The 19,227-nt window shown below is 62.1% G+C and carries 22 protein-coding genes; 10 read left to right on the forward strand and 12 right to left on the reverse strand.

Annotated features, from left to right (window positions below; all coding sequences use genetic code 11):
* The 3 genes from AVO45_RS05610 to AVO45_RS05620 form a co-directional block, all read right to left on the reverse strand.
* Positions 1-98: GTP-binding protein (locus tag AVO45_RS05610; RefSeq protein ID WP_038034850.1), on the reverse strand; the 98-nt coding region annotated here is incomplete at its 3' end.
* Positions 99-206: 108 nt separating this feature from the next.
* Positions 207-803 (reverse strand): type 2 periplasmic-binding domain-containing protein, encoded by a 597-nt coding sequence (locus AVO45_RS05615; protein ID WP_068344965.1) that lies wholly within the window; start codon positions 801-803, stop codon positions 207-209.
* A gap of 100 nt (positions 804-903) precedes the next feature.
* Positions 904-3,252, reverse strand: coding sequence for a DNA topoisomerase IV subunit A (locus tag AVO45_RS05620; RefSeq protein WP_068344966.1), 2,349 nt, complete (start codon positions 3,250-3,252; stop codon positions 904-906).
* Positions 3,253-3,465: 213 nt separating this feature from the next.
* Between AVO45_RS05620 and AVO45_RS05625 the strand changes: the two genes are divergently transcribed.
* The 6 genes from AVO45_RS05625 to AVO45_RS05650 all read left to right on the forward strand — a co-directional run bounded on the left by AVO45_RS05625 (position 3,466) and on the right by AVO45_RS05650 (position 7,755).
* A complete protein-coding gene (locus tag AVO45_RS05625) occupies positions 3,466-4,119 on the forward strand; it encodes an SH3 domain-containing protein (protein WP_068344967.1) in 654 nt (217 codons plus the stop codon).
* 68 nt (positions 4,120-4,187) lie between these two features.
* Complete coding sequence (locus AVO45_RS05630; RefSeq protein ID WP_068344968.1) at positions 4,188-5,015, forward strand: SDR family NAD(P)-dependent oxidoreductase; 828 nt, start codon at positions 4,188-4,190, stop codon at positions 5,013-5,015.
* A 79-nt stretch (positions 5,016-5,094) separates the two neighbouring features.
* On the forward strand, positions 5,095-5,295 hold the full coding sequence (locus AVO45_RS05635) for a twin transmembrane helix small protein (protein WP_068344969.1): 201 nt from the start codon (positions 5,095-5,097) through the stop codon (positions 5,293-5,295).
* 3 nt (positions 5,296-5,298) lie between these two features.
* Positions 5,299-5,880, forward strand: coding sequence for a cob(I)yrinic acid a,c-diamide adenosyltransferase (locus AVO45_RS05640; protein ID WP_068344970.1), 582 nt, complete (start codon positions 5,299-5,301; stop codon positions 5,878-5,880).
* Between the two features lie 190 nt (positions 5,881-6,070).
* Positions 6,071-6,829 (forward strand): electron transfer flavoprotein subunit beta/FixA family protein, encoded by a 759-nt coding sequence (locus AVO45_RS05645; protein ID WP_068344971.1) that lies wholly within the window; start codon positions 6,071-6,073, stop codon positions 6,827-6,829.
* Positions 6,829-7,755 (forward strand): electron transfer flavoprotein subunit alpha/FixB family protein, encoded by a 927-nt coding sequence (locus AVO45_RS05650; protein ID WP_068344972.1) that lies wholly within the window; start codon positions 6,829-6,831, stop codon positions 7,753-7,755. The genes AVO45_RS05645 and AVO45_RS05650 overlap by 1 nt, the downstream gene beginning before the upstream one ends.
* A gap of 66 nt (positions 7,756-7,821) precedes the next feature.
* Here AVO45_RS05650 and AVO45_RS05655 read toward each other — a convergent pair whose 3' ends face one another.
* Positions 7,822-8,649, reverse strand: a complete 828-nt coding sequence (locus AVO45_RS05655; RefSeq protein WP_240482078.1) for a DUF6473 family protein — start codon at positions 8,647-8,649, stop codon at positions 7,822-7,824.
* A gap of 166 nt (positions 8,650-8,815) precedes the next feature.
* Between AVO45_RS05655 and AVO45_RS05660 the strand changes: the two genes are divergently transcribed.
* The gene (locus tag AVO45_RS05660; RefSeq protein WP_068344973.1) at positions 8,816-9,691 is read left to right on the forward strand and encodes a 3-hydroxybutyryl-CoA dehydrogenase; all 876 of its coding nucleotides are present in this window, start codon (positions 8,816-8,818) and stop codon (positions 9,689-9,691) included.
* A gap of 81 nt (positions 9,692-9,772) precedes the next feature.
* Here the strand turns inward: AVO45_RS05660 and AVO45_RS05665 are convergent, their stop codons facing one another.
* The 7 genes from AVO45_RS05665 to AVO45_RS05695 all read right to left on the reverse strand — a co-directional run bounded on the left by AVO45_RS05665 (position 9,773) and on the right by AVO45_RS05695 (position 15,191).
* On the reverse strand, positions 9,773-10,636 hold the full coding sequence (locus tag AVO45_RS05665; protein WP_099045715.1) for a lysophospholipid acyltransferase family protein: 864 nt from the start codon (positions 10,634-10,636) through the stop codon (positions 9,773-9,775).
* 77 nt (positions 10,637-10,713) lie between these two features.
* Complete coding sequence (locus AVO45_RS05670; protein ID WP_068345073.1) at positions 10,714-10,983, reverse strand: HPr family phosphocarrier protein; 270 nt, start codon at positions 10,981-10,983, stop codon at positions 10,714-10,716.
* 17 nt (positions 10,984-11,000) lie between these two features.
* Positions 11,001-11,393 (reverse strand): PTS sugar transporter subunit IIA, encoded by a 393-nt coding sequence (locus AVO45_RS05675; RefSeq protein WP_068344974.1) that lies wholly within the window; start codon positions 11,391-11,393, stop codon positions 11,001-11,003.
* Positions 11,390-12,271 carry an RNase adapter RapZ gene (rapZ, locus tag AVO45_RS05680; RefSeq protein ID WP_082688682.1) on the reverse strand — a complete coding sequence of 294 codons (882 nt, stop codon included), beginning with the start codon at positions 12,269-12,271 and terminating at the stop codon, positions 11,390-11,392. Before rapZ ends, AVO45_RS05675 begins: the two co-directional genes overlap by 4 nt.
* The gene (locus tag AVO45_RS05685; RefSeq protein ID WP_068344976.1) at positions 12,268-12,738 is read right to left on the reverse strand and encodes an HPr kinase/phosphorylase; all 471 of its coding nucleotides are present in this window, start codon (positions 12,736-12,738) and stop codon (positions 12,268-12,270) included. The genes rapZ and AVO45_RS05685 overlap by 4 nt, the downstream gene beginning before the upstream one ends.
* 3 nt (positions 12,739-12,741) lie before the next feature.
* Positions 12,742-14,451, reverse strand: coding sequence for a sensor histidine kinase (locus AVO45_RS05690; protein ID WP_068345074.1), 1,710 nt, complete (start codon positions 14,449-14,451; stop codon positions 12,742-12,744).
* Between the two features lie 35 nt (positions 14,452-14,486).
* The gene (locus tag AVO45_RS05695; protein WP_068344977.1) at positions 14,487-15,191 is read right to left on the reverse strand and encodes a response regulator transcription factor; all 705 of its coding nucleotides are present in this window, start codon (positions 15,189-15,191) and stop codon (positions 14,487-14,489) included.
* A 355-nt stretch (positions 15,192-15,546) separates the two neighbouring features.
* Here AVO45_RS05695 and AVO45_RS05700 point away from each other — a divergent pair, with 355 nt between their 5' ends.
* From AVO45_RS05700 to AVO45_RS05710, 3 genes are all read left to right on the forward strand, one after another.
* A complete protein-coding gene (locus AVO45_RS05700) occupies positions 15,547-17,145 on the forward strand; it encodes a phosphoenolpyruvate carboxykinase (protein WP_068344978.1) in 1,599 nt (532 codons plus the stop codon).
* Between the two features lie 423 nt (positions 17,146-17,568).
* Positions 17,569-17,814, forward strand: coding sequence for a hypothetical protein (locus tag AVO45_RS05705; RefSeq protein WP_240482079.1), 246 nt, complete (start codon positions 17,569-17,571; stop codon positions 17,812-17,814).
* A gap of 107 nt (positions 17,815-17,921) precedes the next feature.
* Positions 17,922-18,386 (forward strand): hypothetical protein, encoded by a 465-nt coding sequence (locus tag AVO45_RS05710; RefSeq protein ID WP_240482083.1) that lies wholly within the window; start codon positions 17,922-17,924, stop codon positions 18,384-18,386.
* A gap of 4 nt (positions 18,387-18,390) precedes the next feature.
* Here the strand turns inward: AVO45_RS05710 and AVO45_RS05715 are convergent, their stop codons facing one another.
* Positions 18,391-19,155, reverse strand: a complete 765-nt coding sequence (locus tag AVO45_RS05715) for a sulfite exporter TauE/SafE family protein (RefSeq protein WP_068344980.1) — start codon at positions 19,153-19,155, stop codon at positions 18,391-18,393.
* Positions 19,156-19,227 lie beyond the last annotated feature (72 nt).

Genomic DNA, 19,227 nt, shown 5'->3' on the forward strand with positions numbered 1-19,227 from the left:
GTGATTGCTGCGGTCAGCGTCGTCTTGCCGTGGTCAACGTGGCCGATCGTGCCGATGTTGACGTGCGGTTTCGTACGCTCAAACTTTTCCTTTGCCATTCCTCAGGCGCCCTTTGCGGTTTGGGGGACCCACTTGTCCCGGTTTCCTCTGCGCGCGCGAGATATTTGGTTCAGGCGGGAAAATCAAGCACCTCCTTGGGAAAAGCGCTAACCTTGAGCCGGTTTTTGCGTCACCGGGGCGCTTTCGAGGGGTGTCATCAGTACGGGTCGCTTGTCGAACCAACCGTTCTTGCGGTGTTCCTCGGCGATCCACTCCTCGACCCGGTCCGCCACTTTCAGCGCCAAACCCTTCATCTGCTCTTCCTTGGTGCGGGCATGGCCCGAGCCCATCAGGGCGCTTTCGCTGGTGGTGTCCTCGAGCACCTGGATCTGCTCGGCCTTGGCCAGGAATTTTTTCTGGCCCACGTCATAGATGTTGACCAGTACGATGGCCGTGCTTTTGGGGTTGTAGATCACCGGAACGCCCGGCGGCGCCAGCATGTAGCCTTCGAGGCTGATGCCGATGTCATATTCCTGCGATCCCTGATAGCGGCCGAGACGAAGGTCGATCGCCTTTTCGATCGCATCCGTCCATTCCTTTGGGGTCGCATCGCGCGAAACCGGCCCCTGCACGGCCTTGTCGGCAAAGGCATAGTTCACGCGCAGCTTGAACTCGCCCAGATCCTCCGGAGCCTCATACTCTTGCGTCTGCGTGCAGGCGCCAAGCAGCGCCAAGGCGGAAATCAGGGTCAGGATGCGGAACATGTTCTCGTCTCGATAGGCCTGCTTTTCCAACGGGTGTAGCGCACCGATACGGCCCGTGCCAAGCCGTATCGGCGGTTTCCCCCTGTTTCAGCCAAGGGCGTCACGAGAACTTGTAGTCACGCGGGAAGCCATAGGGCGGCTTTTTACCGACGCTCGCCCGCTTGGCCAGCCACGGCGTCATGTCGGGCTCGTGCCGGGTCTTGTCGCCGCCCATCGACCATTTCAACCCGTCTTCCCAGTTGAAGGTGGTCAGGTCGGACAGGCCGCCATCCAGTTCCAGAGTGCCCTGACGACCGCGCGCCATGTTGTATTTCTGCAAACGCACACCCTTGCCGCGCGTCATCTCGGGCAGCTCGGAGACCGGGAACACCAGGAACTTGCCGTTCTGCGACACCACGGCGACGTGATCGCCCTCGACCGGTTTGCAGATCACCGCGCGTTCATCGTCCTTGACGTTCAGCACCTGCTTGCCGTTGCGGGTCTGGGCCAGAACGTCATCCTCGGGCACGACAAAGCCGTTGCCCGCATCCGAGGCCACCAGCAGCTTGCGCCCCGGCTTGTGGATCAGGATGTCGACGATCTGCGCCTCGTTGGGCAGATCCACCATCAGGCGCAGCGGCTCGCCCATCCCCCGCCCGCCGGGCAGGTTCGCGGCGCTGACCGTGTAGACCCGCCCGTTCGAGGCAAAGATCAGCAGCCGGTCGGTGGTTTCCGCGTGGAAGATGAAACGCGGCCCGTCGCCGTCCTTGAACTTCAACTCGCGGTTCAGGTCGATATGGCCGGTCATGGCGCGGATCCAGCCCATCTGCGAGCAGACCACCGTGATCGGCTCGCGGTCGATCATCGCCTCGAGCGGCACCTCTTCGACCGCGCCGGCCTCGGCAAAGCGGGTGCGGCGGGCGCCGCCCTCGTAATCCTTGCCGAACTTCTTCTTGGTCTCCTTGATCTGCTCGGCGATCCGCGCCCATTGCAGGGATTCGTCGGCCAGCAGGTCCTCGAGATCGGCGCGTTCCTCCATCAGCTTGTCGCGCTCGCGGATCAGCTCCATCTCTTCGAGGCGGCGCAGGCTGCGCAGGCGCATGTTCAGGATCGCGTCGACCTGAACTTCGGACAACTCGCCCTCGCCCGGTGCGGGCGAGACATAGTCGGCCTCGCTGGTGGCCCGGACATGGTCGATGCCCCAGTTCTCGCGCATCAGCGCGGCCTTGGGGTCGTCGTCATAGCGGATGATGTCGATCACCCGGTCGAGGTTGAGGAAGGCGACGATGAAGCCTTCGAGCACCTCGAGCCGGTGGTCGATCTTGGCCATGCGGTGACGCGAACGGCGCAGCAGCACCTCTTGCCGGTGGTCGAGGAAGGCGCGCAGCACCTCCTTCATCGAGCAGACCTTGGGCGTCACCCCGTCGATCAGCACGTTCATGTTCAGGCTGAACCGCACCTCGAGATCCGAGTTGCGATACAGCATGCTCATCAGCACCTCGGGGTCCACGTTTTTCGAACGCGGTTCCAGGATCAGGCGGATGTCGTCGGCGGATTCGTCGCGGACATCGCCCAGGATCGGGATCTTCTTGGTCTGGATCAGCTCGGCGAGCTTTTCGATCAGCTTGGATTTCTGGACCTGATACGGGATCTCGGTCACCACGATCTGCCACTGGCCGCGGCCCAGATCCTCGATTTCATACTTGCAGCGCAGCCGGAACGAGCCGCGCCCGGTGCGATAGGCCTGGGCGATGTTCTCGGGCGGCTCGACGATGACGCCACCGGTCGGGAAATCCGGCCCCGGCACATAGTTCAGCAACGTGTCGTCACGGGCGTCGGGTGTCTTGATCAGATGCAGGCAGGCGTCGCACAGCTCGGCGATGTTGTGCGGCGGGATGTTCGTGGCCATGCCCACCGCGATCCCCGACGCGCCATTGGCCAGCAGGTTCGGGAAGGTCGCCGGCAGCACCACCGGTTCGCGCAGCGTGCCGTCGTAGTTGTCGCGGAAATCGACGGCATCCTCGTCGAGCCCTTCGAGCAGCGCCTCGGCGACGATGGTCATGCGCGCCTCGGTATAGCGCGAGGCCGCCGGGTTGTCGCCGTCGATGTTGCCGAAATTGCCCTGCCCGTCCACCAGCGGGTAACGGACGTTGAAATCCTGCGCCAGACGCGCCATCGCGTCATAGATCGCGGCGTCGCCGTGCGGGTGGTAGTTACCCATCACGTCGCCCGAGATCTTGGCGGACTTGCGGAACCCGCCCGAGGAACTGAGTCGCAATTCGCGCATCGCGTAGAGGATTCGCCGGTGAACCGGCTTCAATCCGTCGCGCGCATCGGGCAAGGCCCGGTGCATGATGGTGGACAGCGCATAGGTCAGATAACGCTCGCCAATTGCTCGGCGCAGCGGTTCCGCCACCTCTTCCCCGCCTTCGGGGGGCACCATGTTGGGGTCATCCACGATATCGGTCATAGATGCTGTGATACGCCGCCTGAGCCTTGTGGTAAAGCAATCCGCAAGCATTTTGCTGGGGACAAGTCGGCCATTTGCAACAAAGGTGGATTTCCTTTCCGCCCTGCCCCGTTTTTTCGACTCGCAGGCGGGATTGTGCTAATATTTCGGCCATAGAGTTTCGGCCATAGAGTTACGTCTTTTTTGTTTCACGTTTTTTTCGGGAGTTGCGCCATGACGCGCCTGATCGTTTTGACTTTCGCCTTTCTTGCATGGGCATTCTACGAAATGAGCGACGGAGCTGATTTCGAACCGCGTGGCGTACGCCCTCCCAAGCCTGAAAACGTGGCTGCGGCACCGGCTCCAAAACCCGAACCTCGCGCCCTGACCTTTGAAACAAGCCCCGACAAGCTGGTCTTCAAGGCCGCTTTGGGTCCGGCCAAGACACTGACGGTCCCTCCCGGACAGAACGCTCAGGGGAACGAAGACACCAAGCCGAAGGGTCAGGCCATATTCAGCCTTGCCCAGATGTCGGCAGGGCTGAACGCGGATCAGGCGGTCGGGGCCGAGAATACCACAAAGATCACCCTGATCTCGATGGAACAGGGGGCGGCGGGGCTGCAACAAGAGGACGTGGTAGCGGATACCGACCAGGAGGTCGAACCCGCCTATGCCGAGCCCGTCAAGGACATTCGGCAAGTGACCGGAACGCGCGTGAACATGCGCAACGGTCCGGGCACCATCTATCCGGTCATCGCCAAGCTGGGCATGGGCCACCAGGTCGAGGTGCTCGACGACCCGGGCATCGGCTGGCTGCGCCTGCGCGTGTTGCCCGAGCAACAGCTGGGTTGGATTGCGGCTTCTCTGGTCAGCAAAAAGGCAAACTGACGGCCGACGGCATTGCCCTGTGCCGAGCCTCGCAATAGCTATGTCAGAGGCTCACATCTGGGAACGACATGCAGAAATCCATTCTCATTACGGGGTGCTCTTCGGGCATCGGACTGGACGCGGCGCACGGCATGCGGGCGCGCGGCTGGCGCGTTTTCGCGTCCTGCCGCCAGCAACGTGACTGCGACCGCCTGCGGGCGCAGGGCTTTGACAGCCCGCGAATCGACTATACCGACGCCGAGAGCATCCGCACGGGCCTGAACCAGACGCTCGAGGCGACCGGCGGCACTCTGGACGCGCTGTTCAACAACGGCGCCCACGGACTGCCGGGCGCGGTCGAGGATGTCCCGACCGAGGCGTTGCGCCACATCTTCGAGACCAACGTATTCGGATGGCACGAGCTGACCCGGCAGGTGATTCCGGTGATGCGGGCGCAGGGGCATGGGCGGATCGTGCAGAACTCGTCGGTTCTGGGTCTGGTCGCCTTTCCATGGCGCGGGGCCTATGTGGCGACGAAATACGCGGTCGAAGGGCTGACCGACACCCTGCGGCTGGAACTGCGCGGCACCGGCATCCACGTGATTCTGATCGAACCCGGTCCCATCACCTCGAAGCTACGCGAAAAGGCGATCCCGCTGTTCGAACGCTTCATCGACTGGGAGAACTCGGCACTGCGTGAGAAATATGAAAACTCGCTGCTGAAACGGCTTTACGAGGGATCCGGCCCGGACCGATTCGAGCTGCCGCCATCGGCGGTTACCGACAAGCTGGCCCATGCCGTCAGCGCAAAACGCCCCCGGTCTCGTTACTACGTCACCACGCCGACCTATGTCGCGGGCTATCTGCGCCGCGTTCTGCCCACGGGCGCCATCGACCGCATCCTTTCCGGCGTCTGATCGGAAATAAGGGTTCGCTTTTCACCCACCCAGACGCTAGACCGGCACAAATGAAACCCGAAACCAGCACGAGGACTACATGGATCTGCTGATGGTGATCCTGTTGCTGGCCATGGCGGCGGTCGTCGTCGTTCTGGCCATCGGCATTTCGAATTTCGGCAAGGGCGGAATGGCCGCTGCCAAGAAAAGCAACAAGATGATGCGCCTGCGCATCCTGTTCCAGTTCATTGCCGTGGTGCTGATCGTGCTCTACGTCTATCTGCGTGGTCAGGGGATGTAACGCATGGTCGTTCTGAACAAGATCTATACCCGCACCGGAGACCGCGGCCAGACCGCCCTTGGAAACGGCGAGCGGGTCGCGAAATATTCCGACCGGGTCGAGGCCTACGGCACCGTGGACGAGTTGAACGCCTTTGTCGGCGTCGCCCGGGTCGAGGCCATCGAAATCGACGAATACCTCGATGAGGCGCTGGCCCGGATCCAGAACGACCTGTTCGATCTGGGGGCCGACCTGTGCCGGCCCGACATGGACAAGGATGACGAGGCCGAGTTCCCGCCCCTGCGCATGGTCGCAGAGCAGGTGGAACGGCTCGAGTCCGAGATCGACGCGATGAACATGACGCTCGAGCCGCTGCGCAGCTTCATCCTCCCCGGCGGTTCGCCGCTGGCGGCGCAGTTGCATGTCTGTCGCACCGTGGCGCGCCGGGCCGAACGGCAGGCGGTGGAACTGTCGAGCGTGGAAGCGGTGAACGAGGTGGCCGTGCGGTATCTCAACCGTCTCAGCGACTGGTTTTTTGTCGCGGCCCGCTGCGCCAACAATGGCGGCGAGGACGACGTGCTGTGGGTTCCGGGGGCAAATCGCTGAAAGAAACGGTGGTGAGGGGACGAAACTTTGTTGCGTTTAGCGGTCGAAAAATGTCGGAACGCGACGTCTCAGGACCATGACGTGACGATTTTGCCCTGTTGCGAAGCCGCGTGACCCGTTATCAAACGCCTCGAGAGCATTGGTGGAGTCGCGACGCGGCTTGCCGTTTTTGTAAGGAGCATACGCAAAAATGAAGGTACTTGTGCCTGTCAAGCGCGTGATTGACTACAACGTGAAGGTTCGCGTCAAGGCGGACGGAAGCGGTGTCGATCTCGCCAATGTCAAGATGTCGATGAACCCGTTCGACGAGATTGCGGTCGAAGAGGCGATCCGCCTGAAAGAGAAGGGCCAGGCCGACGAGGTCGTGGCGGTCTCGATCGGCGTGAAGCAGGCGCAGGAGACGCTGCGCACCGCGCTGGCGATGGGCGCAGACCGCGCCATCCTGGTGGTTGCGGCCGATGACGTGCACACCGATATCGAGCCGCTGGCGGTTGCCAAGATCCTGGCCAAGGTGGTCGAGGAAGAGCAGCCCGGCCTGGTGCTCTGCGGCAAGCAGGCGATCGACAACGACATGAACGCCACCGGCCAGATGCTGTCGGCGCTCTTGGGCTGGAGCCAGGGCACCTTTGCGTCCGAACTCAACATCGAGGGCGACACCGCCAAGGTCACCCGCGAGGTGGATGGCGGTCTGCAGACCATCTCGGTCAAGATGCCGGCCATCGTCACCGTGGACCTGCGCCTGAACGAGCCGCGCTATGCCTCGCTGCCCAACATCATGAAGGCGAAGAAGAAGCCGCTGGACGAGAAGACCGCCGCCGATTACGGCGTCGACGTCTCTCCGCGCCTGGAAATCGTCAAGACCGAAGAGCCGCCGGCACGCGCGGCGGGCATCATCGTGGGCTCGGTTGACGAGCTGGTCGAGAAACTCAAGGAAGCGGGGGCTGTGTGATGGCTGTTCTTCTTCTCGCTGAAGTCAACAATGGTGAACTGGCGCTGGACGCGACCGCCAAGGCCGTGGCCGCAGCCAAGCAACTGGGCGACGTGACCGTTCTGGCCGCCGGTGGCTCTGCCGCCGCAGCCGGCGAGGCCGCCGCCAAGATCGACGGCGTGTCCAAGGTGCTGGTCGCCGAGGATCCGTCGCTGGGCCACCGCCTGGCGGAATCGACCGCGGCGCTGATCGTCAGCCTGGCGGACGGTTACGAACACATCGTCGCCCCTGCCACCACCGACGCCAAGAACGTGATGCCGCGGGTTGCCGCGCTGCTGGACGTGATGGTGATCTCGGACGTGTCGGGCGTCGTGGACGCGTCGACCTTCGAGCGCCCGATCTACGCGGGCAACGCGATCCAGACGGTCAAGTCGAACGACGCCAAGAAGGTGGTCACCATCCGCACCTCGAGCTTCGACGCCGCCGGCGAAGGCGGCTCGGCCCCGGTCGAGACCGTGTCGGTCGGCGAGAACCCGGGCCTGTCGGAATGGGTCGAGGACAAGGTGGCCGAGAGCGACCGTCCGGAACTGACCTCGGCCGGCATCGTGGTGTCGGGCGGCCGCGGCGTCGGCTCGGAAGAGGATTTCAAGCTGATCGAGGGCCTGGCCGACAAGCTGGGCGCCGCCGTCGGCGCCAGCCGCGCGGCCGTCGACTCGGGCTATGCCCCGAACGACTGGCAGGTGGGCCAGACCGGCAAGGTGGTGGCCCCGCAGCTCTACATCGCCGTGGGCATCTCGGGCGCGATCCAGCACCTGGCCGGCATGAAGGACTCGAAGGTCATCGTCGCCATCAACAAGGACGAAGAAGCACCCATCTTCCAGGTCGCGGACTTCGGCCTGGTCGCCGACCTGTTCCAGGCCGTGCCGGAACTGACCGAGAAACTCTGAGGCGGGACGGGCAAAGGCCCGCCCCCAAGGAATTCCGCGAAGGCCCGCCCAGGTGGCGGGCCTTTGTCATGACAGGTCCATCAGAGCTCGATAGAGCCGTTCCGATATCTCGCGATGCGTCGCGGGGCCGATCAGATGCTCGGCCGAAGGCTGCTGGAGAACACCGAACAACATGTCCTCAAGCTCGTGCGACTCGGCCGAGGCCCTGACCGGGATTTCGACGATCGCCGCGCAGGCGGGACGCAGGCGCGAGACCATGTGGGAATCCACCAGAAGCGGCTCGGTGCCGAGAGCGTCTGGAGCGCCGGATTTTGACCCGGACTCATAGCGGAGCCACAACAGGACGACCGGCACCTGCAACCTTGCGATCAAATCCTGCAAACGCTCGCTCCACGCATTTCGCAGCTGGTCCAAGACCGTCTCGAAACGCGCGTCGGCCAAGGCGTGAAGTCGCCCCAACAAGTGCCGTGTGAAATGGAACTCGGTGAAGTCGACTTCTGGATACAATCCCCTGAGCATTTCAGTCGGTGCCAGGAAACGGTCGTTTCGACGTGGATGCACCCGGAACAAGTCATTCGACAGGCTGTGCGCCCCTGGAACTTGCAGGATGCAGACCTCGGCCCCATTCGCCAGCTCGATCAGCGTTTCATCACCGGACATGGCCTCAAGCCCGCAGCAGATGCTGCCCAGGTTCAGGCAGGTGCGGCCGATTCTCTGTTCCAGCAACGCAGGGAACGGTTCTCCGACAAAACGGCCGAAAGTCTCGGTTCCGCCAAGGCACGCGGTGTACGGGCCGTCCAAAGACTGCCGCGGCCCGCGGAACTGCAATCTGGATGCTCCGTATGTGCACAAGGGGTCAGAAGGCACCTCGGCACTTGGTCTGTCATAACTCATGCCAACCGCCCATGAACTGTGAACCGATGAACACGCTAGGGCCGCGAGGGTTGCGATTCCCCTAATGCGCTCATTTGAAGCAAATTGGGGAGACTGCGGACCCTTGCCGCCGCCCCCAACCTGCCAGTAAGGTCGCGGCAACCCTTGGGGAAAGGCACCGGAAAAGATGGAAATTAAGACGGTCGGAGTGATAGGCGCGGGTCAGATGGGCAACGGGATCGCCCACGTCATGGCACTGGCGGAATATGACGTGTTGCTGACCGATGTCAGCCAGGAAGCGCTGGACAACGCAATGGAGACGATCCGGGCGAACATGGCCCGGCAGGCTTCGCGCGGGAAAATCACGGAAGAAGAGATGGAAGCGGCGCTGGGGCGCATCAAGACCACGCTGAACCTGCCGGATCTGGGACAGACCGACTTGGTGATCGAGGCCGCGACCGAACGCGAAACCATCAAGCAGGCCATTTTCGAAGATTTGCAGCCGCATCTTCAGCCGCACACGATCCTGACCTCGAACACCTCGTCGATTTCGATCACGCGCCTGGCCAGCCGCACGGACCGGCCCGAGCGGTTCATGGGGTTCCACTTCATGAACCCGGTGCCGGTGATGCAGCTGGTGGAGTTGATCCGCGGCATCGCCACCGATGAAGAGACCTACAACGCTTGTAAAGCGGTGGTAGACAGGCTGGGCAAGACGGCGGCCAGCGCCGAGGATTTCCCGGCCTTCATCGTGAACCGGATCCTGATGCCGATGATCAACGAGGCGGTCTATACGCTGTATGAGGGGGTGGGCAACGTCCAGTCGATCGACCAGTCGATGAAGCTGGGGGCGAACCACCCGATGGGGCCTCTGGAACTGGCCGACTTCATCGGGCTGGACACCTGCCTGGCCATCATGAACGTGTTGCATGACGGGCTGGCCGATACCAAATACCGCCCCTGTCCGCTGCTGACCAAGTATGTCGAGGCGGGATGGTTGGGCCGCAAGACCCAGCGCGGGTTCTATGACTATCGCGGCGAGGTGCCGGTACCGACCCGGTAGCGACGGGAGGGGGCCAGCCCCCTCGCCCGGATTTCATCCGGGCTCACCCCCGGGATATTTTTCGCCAGATGAAGGCGCGGCTCAGGCCTTGGGCGATTGCCCCAAGGACAGGGTGTGGTCGCGCAACCACGCCATGAAGCCGCGGGGGTCGCGCTCCAGAAGTTTCATGTCCTCGTCCGGGATCGGCTCGCCGATGACCGGTGATTGCGGCTTGTTGCAGGATCTGACGATTTCGTGCAGCAGCAATCCCTGCCGCAGGATCGGAGAAAGCTTGTTCGCGATCTGATACCAGCGGGAGTTCGATCCGGGGAAAAAGATGGGCACGACGCGCGCGCCGGATCGCCTGATCATCTTGGCGGTAAAGACGTTCCAGTCGCGTTCAAGCGCGGGTCCGAACCATGTGTCCGAAGACATCACCACCCCCGAGGGGAACAAGGCGACGACGCCACCATCGCCAAGATGCGCCATGGCCTTGCTGCGCATTTCCAGCATCTTCGCCTGCGCTTCGGGATCGTGAGGGAACGGAACGGGGATCATGAACGAGGTCGCCGCCTCGTCGAGACCGGTCAGGACCGAGCGCGTGAGAATCCGGTAATCCTGACGCACCCGACCGATCAGTTCGGCCAGGATCATGCCGTCCACCATGCCGTGCGGATGGTTCGCCACCACCACGACCGGGCCCTCTTTTGGGATATGCGCGATCTGTTCCGCCGGCGTCAGAAGGTCGATCCCCATGGTCTCCAGCGCGCCGCCCCAGAACTTCTGCCCCCGGTAATGTTCGTTCTTCTTCTCGAACTGGCTGACCATCCGAAGAATGGTCAGCTTGCCGGTGCACCATTCGATGGCGCGGATCGCCGTCGCAGTCCACGCGTCATCGAAAGAATTCGCATAGGTCAGGGTCCGGCGATCGTAGATCTCGCCCTGCGTTCCGGTGTCACCCACCATCGAACCAGCTTTGCTGTTATCCGCGGTTTCAGCCAATTCTTGGTCTTCCAGTTTCAAGTTTCACACGGACGGTCGGCTCAGTAGCTTTCCCCGAACTTTTCGTTCACCAAGGTTTCAAGCGCATCCGCCAGCGCCTCAGCATCTGGCCCCGAGGTCTCGACGTCAATAGTCGTGCCGCGCGACGCTGCCAACATCAAAAGACCCATTATGCTGTCTCCGGACGCCGAAAGCCCGTCTTTTGACACCTCTGCCGTGGCGTCAAAGCCCTCGACGACCTCTACGAGCTTGGCCGAAGCCCGGGCATGCAGGCCCTTTTCGTTGATTATCTTCAGACGGCGGGTGGCCATGTCCATAAAGTCCGCTCTCAATCCAATGTTACGTTTTGCGTGTTGATGTATTTTCGGCCGGCCTCCATCGCCTGGCGAACGGCCTCACCTACGGGAAGGTCGCGGCTCTTGGCCAACTTGATGAGCATCGGCAGGTTGGCACCATAGAGGATGCGGCGATCGGGCGGCGCGCAGGCAAGAAGGCTCAGGTTTGACGGGCTTCCCCCGAACAGATCCGTCACCACGACGACACCGTCACCGGTATCCACCTGATCCGCGGCGGCGCATATCTCGCGCTGCTTTGCCTCACGGTCGTGGTCGGCCTCGATCGACACAGCCACCAGCCCGGGTTGCTGGCCCACGACATGCTGCATGGCCGCCAGGTACTCCTTGGCCAGCCCACCATGCGCTACGATCACGATCCCGATCAATCCGGCCTCACCTTCGCCAAACGGCGCTCAATTTCGCGGTGCCTTATTGACACCTGCTGCCCCCCTTCCGCAAGGGCCTTTGCGATGGTTTCCGCCAAGGACACCGAACGGTGCTGGCCTCCGGTGCAGCCGAAGGCCACCGACAGATGCGCTTTGCCTTCGGCCCGGAAGGCCGGCAACAGAAGCTTCAAAAGCTCCACGACCCTTTCCACGAATGGTTCGTAATTCGGGTCGCTCTGAATATAGGCGGCCACGTCCGGGTTTCGACCGTCGGCCTCGCGCAGTTCGGGTTTCCAGTATGGGTTGGCCAGAAACCGGCAGTCGAACACCATGTCCAGCCCGCGCGGCAAGCCCCGCTTGTAGGAGAAGGACTCGACCGAGACCGCCAGGTGCCGGCCGCCTTCGGGTGCGAACCATCTTTCGATCTCTTCCCGCAGCTGGTGCACGTTCAGGTTGCTGGTATCGATCAACGTGTCGGCGATCTCGCGTATCGGCTGCAGCAGCTCTTTTTCCTGCCGGATTCCCACCTCGGGGCTTGCTTCGGGTGCCATAGGATGCCGGCGGCGGGTTTCCGAGAACCGGCGCAGCAGGACGTCTTCGCTGCAGTCCAGGTAAAGGGTGGTCAGGTCGATCTCGGCCATCCGGCCGAGCCCGGCCACCAGTTCAAGGAAACCGATGGTCGAGAAATCCCGGTTGCGCGCGTCGATGCCCAGCGCCATTGGGCGCTGCGGATCAGAGCCTTCGAGCAGACGGGTCAGCAACCCCATGGGCAGGTTGTCGATCGCCTCGAACCCCAGATCCTCGAGTACGTGAATGGCGGTCGAACGCCCGGCGCCGGAAGGACCGGTGACCAAAACGATGCGCCTCTGGCTGCTCATGCGTTGGGCCATTCGGTTTCAACTCGCCCCATCTTGAGGAGCTGGATCAGGGATGCGGCGAAATGTGGTGCTTTGGCCGCGCGAAGCAAGGGAAAAGATTGTCTCAGCAGGCGGATTTCCCGCGGTTCGGGCAGGCGCGCCGTTTCGGCTTCGTCGAGATCTACCACGTATTCCAATGGAACAGGTCCGGCGTGACGCGCACGCAAAAGGCCGATGCCGCGCGCTTCGATCAGGCCTGCAATGGCTTGCGGCGTGCGAGCCATCACTTGCCCTCCTTCGAGCCTAAGATCGACCCGGTCATCGGCCACCAGATCGGCCCCAAACGCCATCAATTGCAGGGCAAGCTCGGATTTGCCCGATCCTGACTGCCCCACGATGAGGAGGGCCTTCCCATCCAGTGCAATGCAACTCGCATGAACGGTGGCACTATCGAGATGTTCCGTCCCGATCAACGCATCCGCGCCCATGGCTCAGACCGGCAGGCCGACCACGAACCGCGCTCCCAGCGGGTCGGACGTGATGTCCGCCTCGGTCGGACGGATGTTCTCTGCCCAGATCACGCCGCCATGCGCTTCGACGATCTGCTTGGAGATCGCAAGACCCAGACCCGAGTTGTTTCCGAAATGCTCTGGCGGACGTTGCGAATAGAACCTCTTGAAGATCTTGGTAAGGGCCTGATCGGGAATGCCGGGGCCGGTATCCTCGACCACGACCAACACCCGGTTCGCGCGACGCCGCGCCCAGACCCGGATGGCGTCGCCCTCTTCGCAGAAGGAAATGGCGTTCGTGATCAGGTTCACGAAAACCTGCGCCAGACGCGCCTCGAGCCCGTTGATGATGATCGGGTCAGACGGCAGGTCGGTGATGTAGTCGATGCCCTTGGCCTTTGCATCCTCGCCCAGATACTGGCTGAGGTTCCTCAGCAGCTTCAACAGGTCGAAGGCCTGTTCGTCCTCCTTGACCAATTCCGCATCCAACCGGGAGGCGTTGGAGATGTCGCTGACCAGACGGTCGAGGCGACGCACGTCATGTTCGATCACCTCCAGCAGCTTTTCGCGCTGATCGTCGCGCTTGACGACGCGCAGCGTTCCGACGGCGGACTGCAGGCTTGCCAGCGGGTTCTTGATCTCGTGCGCGACGTCCGCGGCGAATTGCTCGTTGCTGTCGATCCGATTGTAGAGCGCGGAAACCATGCTCCGAAGCGCCTTGCTCAGGCGTCCGATTTCGTCCGGGCGCGCGCTCAGGTCCGGGATCCGAATGCGGCCCGCGCTGAAATGCCGGGCGCCGCGGTCGTTGCCCATTTCGGCGGCGGCAGCCAGATCTGCCAGCGGGTTGGCGATGGTCGAAGCCAGAACGAGGCTCAATCCGATCGAAACCAGCAGCGCGACGACGAACATCTGCAGCACCCGCTCCTGCTCCTGGCGTGTCAGCGCGTCAATCTCCCCTGCGGGCCCCGCCATCGCCACGACACCAATGGGCACACCATCCTGCAAGAGCGGAGTCGTCGCTACGATGACGGTTTCGCCTTCGGCATCCGAGATCGCCTGCACTTGCGCCTCACCCTTGAGGGCCGCCGGCACCATCGCCTTCATCTGATCGGCCAGCGGGGGCGACAGATCTTTCGGAGCGCCGCTGAAGACCGAGGAAACCCCGGTCCAGACGACGTTCAGGCCGTCGCTGATGATCGTGCGCCCGTCATCCGGATTGCCCAGCGTTGTCAGCGCAGGGACACGGCCCGCGCCTTTCGTCCATCCGACCAGGTTTCCGGACAGGTCGAACACAAAAACCTCGACCCCGTCCCGCAGGCCCAGTACCGCGAGAGTTTCCTTGACGTCGATGCCGTCGCCCGTGGTCAGATTGGTCGGAGAGCCATCCCGGATCTGCGCCTCGAACACATTGCTGACCAGTTCCACTTCCCCGGCCAACGCCCGCGCCCGCTGCAGAACCTGCTCATCACGGGAATTGTCGAGATACAGAAGCCCCGCAACGAGGATGAACAATGCGATCAGGTTGAAGACAATGATCTTCCGCGTCAGCGGCGAGCGGCGCAACAGGAACATCCCGCGTCGCGCCCGCCTGGCGCGCAGCTTCGCCGTTTCCGGGTCGTGAGGTGCAACCCAGTCGTCACCCAGAACGACGTCGCCGTCGCTTGGTCCGCTTGTTGATCCGGTGTCGCGCAAGAAAACCCTTTCGTCCGCCTTCGTCAGAAGACCGATCATTCCTCGTTATATCTATACCCGATTCCGTACAGTGTTTCGATCGCGGAAAATTCCGGGTCGGCAGTACGCATCTTCTTGCGAAGGCGCTTGATGTGGCTGTCGATGGTCCGGTCATCCACGTAAACCTGATCGTCATAGGCCACGTCCATCAGCTGATCGCGGCTTTTCACGAAACCCGGCCGCTGGGCCAACGCCTGCAACAGCAGGAACTCGGTAACCGTCAGCGACACGTCGATGCCCTTCCAACTGACCGCGTGGCGCAATGGGTCCATGCGCAGGTGGCCGCGCTCCATCACTTTGGCTTCGCCGACCCCGGAACTGCCTGTATCGGTTGCGTTCGCCTCCTGCCGCCGCAGCAGCGCCCGGATGCGCTCGACCAGAAGCCTTTGTGAAAACGGCTTCTTGACGTAGTCGTCGGCCCCCATGCGCAACCCGAGAACCTCGTCGATCTCGTCATCCTTCGATGTCAGGAAGATCACGGGCATCTGGGATTTCTGCCGCAGTCGCTGCAACAGGTCCATGCCGTCCATTCTGGGCATCTTGATGTCCAGAACGGCCATGTCGGGAAGTTTCTTGTTGAAGGCGTCCAGCGCGGCCTGCCCGTCATTGTAGGTTTCTACCTCAAAGCCCTCGGCCTCGAGTGTCATGGATACGGACGTCAGGATGTTTCTGTCGTCATCCACCAGTGCAATCTTCGACATTTGGAATGCCCCTGTTACTGCTCTCGCTACTGCCCTGTCTTCGTTGTTTTTCAGGCATTCTTCCCCCTTTTGCGGCCGCGAATCAATCCATAACTGCGATTCGCCCGGAAACTGTGGCTTTAAATGAGACAAAAAAGCATTACCGGGAGCAGGATATGCGCCGCCCGAATGGGCAGGCTTTTCATGGTTGCGCTAAACTTTTGCTTGGTTGCGCTAACTGCGCCAAACCGTCCTGTTCACCTCCCGATTGACCATGATAAGACCCGCGCACCGGCCGGGTTGGAAGCCGGACAATCGCCCCAAGAGCGCACGCGTCACGCAAAAGGTCGCAGCGCCGCCATAGGAGAAATATCGCATGACATCTGGACGGGTTAACCCGCAATTCCGCCTCGAAGATCAGGGCATCGAGGGTCTGGGCAATGTCTATTACAACTTCATGGAACCGGCGCTGATCGAAGAGGCCATCAAGCGGGGCGAAGGCACGCTGGGCAACGGCGGTGCCTTTCTGGTGACGACAGGCAAGTTCACCGGCCGCTCGCCCAAGGACAAGCATGTCGTCAAGACCGACAGCGTCGCCGACAGCATCTGGTGGGAAAACAACGCCGCGATGAGCCCCGAAGGGTTCGACGCCCTCTATGCCGACATGCTCGAGCACATGAAGGGCAAGGACTACTTCGTGCAGGATCTCGTGGGCGGGGCCGACCCGGCCTATTCGATCAACGTACGCATGGTGACCGAGCTTGCTTGGCACAACCTGTTCATCCGCCACCTGCTGCGCCGTCCGGACCGCGAAGATCTGAACGAGTTCGTGGCCGATTTCACCGTCATAAACTGCCCCAGCTTCCAGGCGGACCCGAAAAAGCACGACTGCCGCAGCGAAACGGTGATCGCGCTGAACTTCGACCGCAAGCTGATCCTGATCGGCGGCACCGAATATGCGGGCGAGAACAAGAAGTCCGTGTTCACGCTGCTCAACTACCTTCTGCCGGAAAAGGGCGTGATGCCAATGCACTGCTCGGCCAACCACGCCGTTGGCAACCCGGTGGATACGGCCGTGTTCTTTGGCCTGTCGGGCACTGGCAAGACGACCCTGTCGGCCGATCCGGCGCGGGTTCTGATCGGTGATGACGAGCATGGCTGGTCCGATCGCGGCACCTTCAACTTCGAAGGGGGCTGCTATGCCAAGACCATCAACCTCAACCCCGAGGCCGAACCGGAAATCTACGCCACCACCACCAAGTTCGCCACCGTGATCGAGAACATGGTGTTCGACCCAGAAACCAAGGAACTGGATTTCGACGACGACAGCCTGACCGCGAACATGCGCTGCGCCTACCCGCTGGAATACATCTCGAACGCCTCGAAAACGGCAGTGGGTGGTCACCCCAAGAACATCATCATGCTGACCTGCGACGCCTTCGGCGTGCTGCCTCCGATCGCGCGGCTTACCCCGGCGCAGGCGATGTATCACTTCCTGTCGGGCTTCACCTCGAAAGTGGCCGGGACCGAGCGTGGCGTGACCGAACCGCAGCCGACCTTCTCGACCTGCTTCGGCGCGCCGTTCATGCCGCGCCGCCCCGAGGTCTATGGCAACCTGCTGCGCGAAAAGATCGCCCAGCACGGCGCGACCTGCTGGCTGGTCAACACCGGCTGGACCGGCGGCGCCTATGGCGTCGGCTCGCGCATGCCGATCAAGGCCACCCGTGCCCTGCTGACCGCCGCGCTGGACGGCTCGCTGGCCGAGGCCGAGTTCCGCAAGGACCCGAATTTCGGCTTTGACGTGCCGGTTTCAGTGCCCGGCGTGGCAGAGGTTCTGCTGGATCCACGCCGCACCTGGGACGACCAGGAGGCCTTCGACAAGCAAGCCGCCAAGCTGGTGCAGATGTTTGCCGAGAACTTCGAGCAGTACCTGCCATTCATCGACGAAGACGTAAAAGCGGTCGCTATCGGCTGAACCGGAGAGGCCAGAAGGCCTCTTCGTCGCATTTTGCCCCGGGTTTCTGGCTTTTCGACGGTCTGCCAACCTGTCGAATTGGGGGTAAATGCACATACAAATTCGTTGATTTCGGAGCCATCCCGCGATAGACACTCCTCCCATTGAACCATAGAACCCGGCGCTTTGACGTCGGGTTCGCGCTGAATGACAATCTCTGGACTGCAGATGCCCACTCACTCTACATCCGCAACTCAGCGAGCTTGGAACAGTTTCAGCGCTAGAACCGGCTGGCTCTCGTGATGCTTGGGTTTCACGCAGGCCAGCCATGTATCCGCGCATCTCTTGGAGGACGAAAGGCAGAGAGCGCCCAACAAAAAGGCAAGTGTTGATAGTATGACCGAAATCTCGAAACTCGCAGAACTTCGCAAACTCATGCAGAGCATGGAACGGACCTTGCGATTGGAAGGGCTGTCTCCGGTCGAGCGCGACATCTACTATGCCGCCGGTGAACTGTCCAAAACCGAAGAGGAGGTGCGGACCTTCGGCCTGATCGAACACACGCTGGTCAAGGACGTGTCTCGTCCGACCTTTTTCCGGGCCCTGAAATCCCTGGTTCGCAAGGGGTATCTGTCCCAGAGCAGCACTGCCAACCGGGGGCGCTACATCGTGCATGCCCCAGGCAAGTAAACGCTTCACCTTGGTCGCTGTTTAAGTCATTGCGCTCGCTGATTTCGGATACGTTCTGGGCCTCTCTGGCCTATGTGGTTGCATCAATTCTGACCTTCGAAGTGTTGATGCCGCTGCAGAATGCGTTTTTCCCGGAATTTGCGAGCCGGGCGAGCCTGCTGTTCCTGCCACACGGCGTGCGGGTCCTCGCGGCTTGGCTGATGGGATGGCGCGCCGTGATCGCATTGCTGCCTGGGGTATTCATCGTCTTTGCCTATCTCGGCGGGGCCGATGTATTTCTGCCAAGCCGTCTGCAATCCATCTTTGTCGCCGTGGTTTCAGCGCCGGCCGTGTTTCATGTTCTCAAAGTGCTGGGATGGGATCTTTTCCCTCGGCCCGACCGCGCCCCCTGCTGGGCCTGCGTCATGGTGGCGGGCGTGCTGTCGTCGATCCTGCTGTCCGTCACGACCAACATGGCCTTCGGCAGCGAACCGAGCGCGTATTTCGCCTTTCTCATCGGCGATACGTTCGGGCTGCTTTTTCTGATGCTGGGGCTTTTCTATGCCTTTCGCTTCATGCGTTCGGCCAACTGACGGATCAGCCCATCAGTGACCGGCGAACCAGGTTGAGGCCGACAACCAGCAACACCACCAGGGTCGCCTTGCGGAAGGTCGTCTGCTCGATCCGATCATGCCACCGCAAGCCAACCCACATCCCGATCATCGCGGGGGCGATCAGCACGGCCGAGAAGGGCGCCGTTTCCGCACGCAGGATGCCCGAGCCCAGATGGGCAAAGGTCAGGGCAACCGCCCCCAGCCCATAGATCACCCCCTGGATCCGGATATGGTCGCGCTTGGGGGTGTCCAGCGCGGTCAGGTAGGCGACCGTCGGCGGCCCCCAAACCCCTGACATCCCGCCGACGAAACCGGCGACCGCACCCGCTGCGGCTTCGACGCGGAGCGATCTTTCCTGCAGAGAGAACTTCACCCCCAGCAACTGCATCAGGGCAAATGCGACCACGGGCAGTCCGATCATCAGCAGGAAGGTTGACGTGGGCACTCGCGTGATCAGCTGCGCACTGGTCAGCAGGAACAGCAGCCCCACCAGCAGAAACACCCGGAACCGGCGGATCGAGTCCAACGCCGCCTGGGGGCCTTCGCGCAGGGCCTGCACCGCGTTGGTGGCGAGCGTGGGCAGGATCAAACCCGCCAGCGCCAGTTCGGGTGGCAGGACCATGCTGAGGCCGGATATCAGGATCATGGGCATGGCGAACCCCACCAACCCCTTGACGCAACCGGCCAGTAGGGCGACGCCACAGGCCAGAGCCAGGTCTTGAGGGGAAAGGAGGGTGAACATGGTCATACCCTTTCATATCACCCGAAATTTTCTCTGCACTGCAAAACCACGCAGGTAATTTTCGAACACTTTCAGGCA

It is taken from the genome of Ruegeria marisrubri, from assembly GCF_001507595.1.
GTDB lineage: Bacteria > Pseudomonadota > Alphaproteobacteria > Rhodobacterales > Rhodobacteraceae > Ruegeria > Ruegeria marisrubri.

Bases quoted from the DNA above. Each gene is read 5' to 3' on its own strand.
- AVO45_RS05615 (WP_068344965.1), bottom strand. From the start codon at position 803: ATGTTCCGCATCCTGACCCTGATTTCCGCCTTGGCGCTGCTTGGCGCC.
- AVO45_RS05660 (WP_068344973.1), top strand. From the start codon at position 8,816: ATGGAAATTAAGACGGTCGGAGTGATAGGCGCGGGTCAGATGGGCAAC.
- AVO45_RS05630 (WP_068344968.1), top strand. From the start codon at position 4,188: ATGCAGAAATCCATTCTCATTACGGGGTGCTCTTCGGGCATCGGACTG.
- AVO45_RS05715 (WP_068344980.1), bottom strand. From the start codon at position 19,155: ATGACCATGTTCACCCTCCTTTCCCCTCAAGACCTGGCTCTGGCCTGT.
- AVO45_RS05640 (WP_068344970.1), top strand. From the start codon at position 5,299: ATGGTCGTTCTGAACAAGATCTATACCCGCACCGGAGACCGCGGCCAG.
- AVO45_RS05685 (WP_068344976.1), bottom strand. From the start codon at position 12,738: ATGGGCGCGGATGCGTTGATCGGGACGGAACATCTCGATAGTGCCACC.
- AVO45_RS05635 (WP_068344969.1), top strand. From the start codon at position 5,095: ATGGATCTGCTGATGGTGATCCTGTTGCTGGCCATGGCGGCGGTCGTC.
- AVO45_RS05705 (WP_240482079.1), top strand. From the start codon at position 17,569: ATGGAACGGACCTTGCGATTGGAAGGGCTGTCTCCGGTCGAGCGCGAC.
- AVO45_RS05710 (WP_240482083.1), top strand. From the start codon at position 17,922: ATGCCGCTGCAGAATGCGTTTTTCCCGGAATTTGCGAGCCGGGCGAGC.
- AVO45_RS05655 (WP_240482078.1), bottom strand. From the start codon at position 8,649: ATGAGTTATGACAGACCAAGTGCCGAGGTGCCTTCTGACCCCTTGTGC.
- rapZ (WP_082688682.1), bottom strand. From the start codon at position 12,271: ATGAGCAGCCAGAGGCGCATCGTTTTGGTCACCGGTCCTTCCGGCGCC.
- AVO45_RS05620 (WP_068344966.1), bottom strand. From the start codon at position 3,252: ATGACCGATATCGTGGATGACCCCAACATGGTGCCCCCCGAAGGCGGG.
- AVO45_RS05695 (WP_068344977.1), bottom strand. From the start codon at position 15,191: ATGTCGAAGATTGCACTGGTGGATGACGACAGAAACATCCTGACGTCC.
- AVO45_RS05670 (WP_068345073.1), bottom strand. From the start codon at position 10,983: ATGGCCACCCGCCGTCTGAAGATAATCAACGAAAAGGGCCTGCATGCC.
- AVO45_RS05700 (WP_068344978.1), top strand. From the start codon at position 15,547: ATGACATCTGGACGGGTTAACCCGCAATTCCGCCTCGAAGATCAGGGC.
- AVO45_RS05625 (WP_068344967.1), top strand. From the start codon at position 3,466: ATGACGCGCCTGATCGTTTTGACTTTCGCCTTTCTTGCATGGGCATTC.
- AVO45_RS05645 (WP_068344971.1), top strand. From the start codon at position 6,071: ATGAAGGTACTTGTGCCTGTCAAGCGCGTGATTGACTACAACGTGAAG.
- AVO45_RS05665 (WP_099045715.1), bottom strand. From the start codon at position 10,636: ATGGTGGGTGACACCGGAACGCAGGGCGAGATCTACGATCGCCGGACC.
- AVO45_RS05650 (WP_068344972.1), top strand. From the start codon at position 6,829: ATGGCTGTTCTTCTTCTCGCTGAAGTCAACAATGGTGAACTGGCGCTG.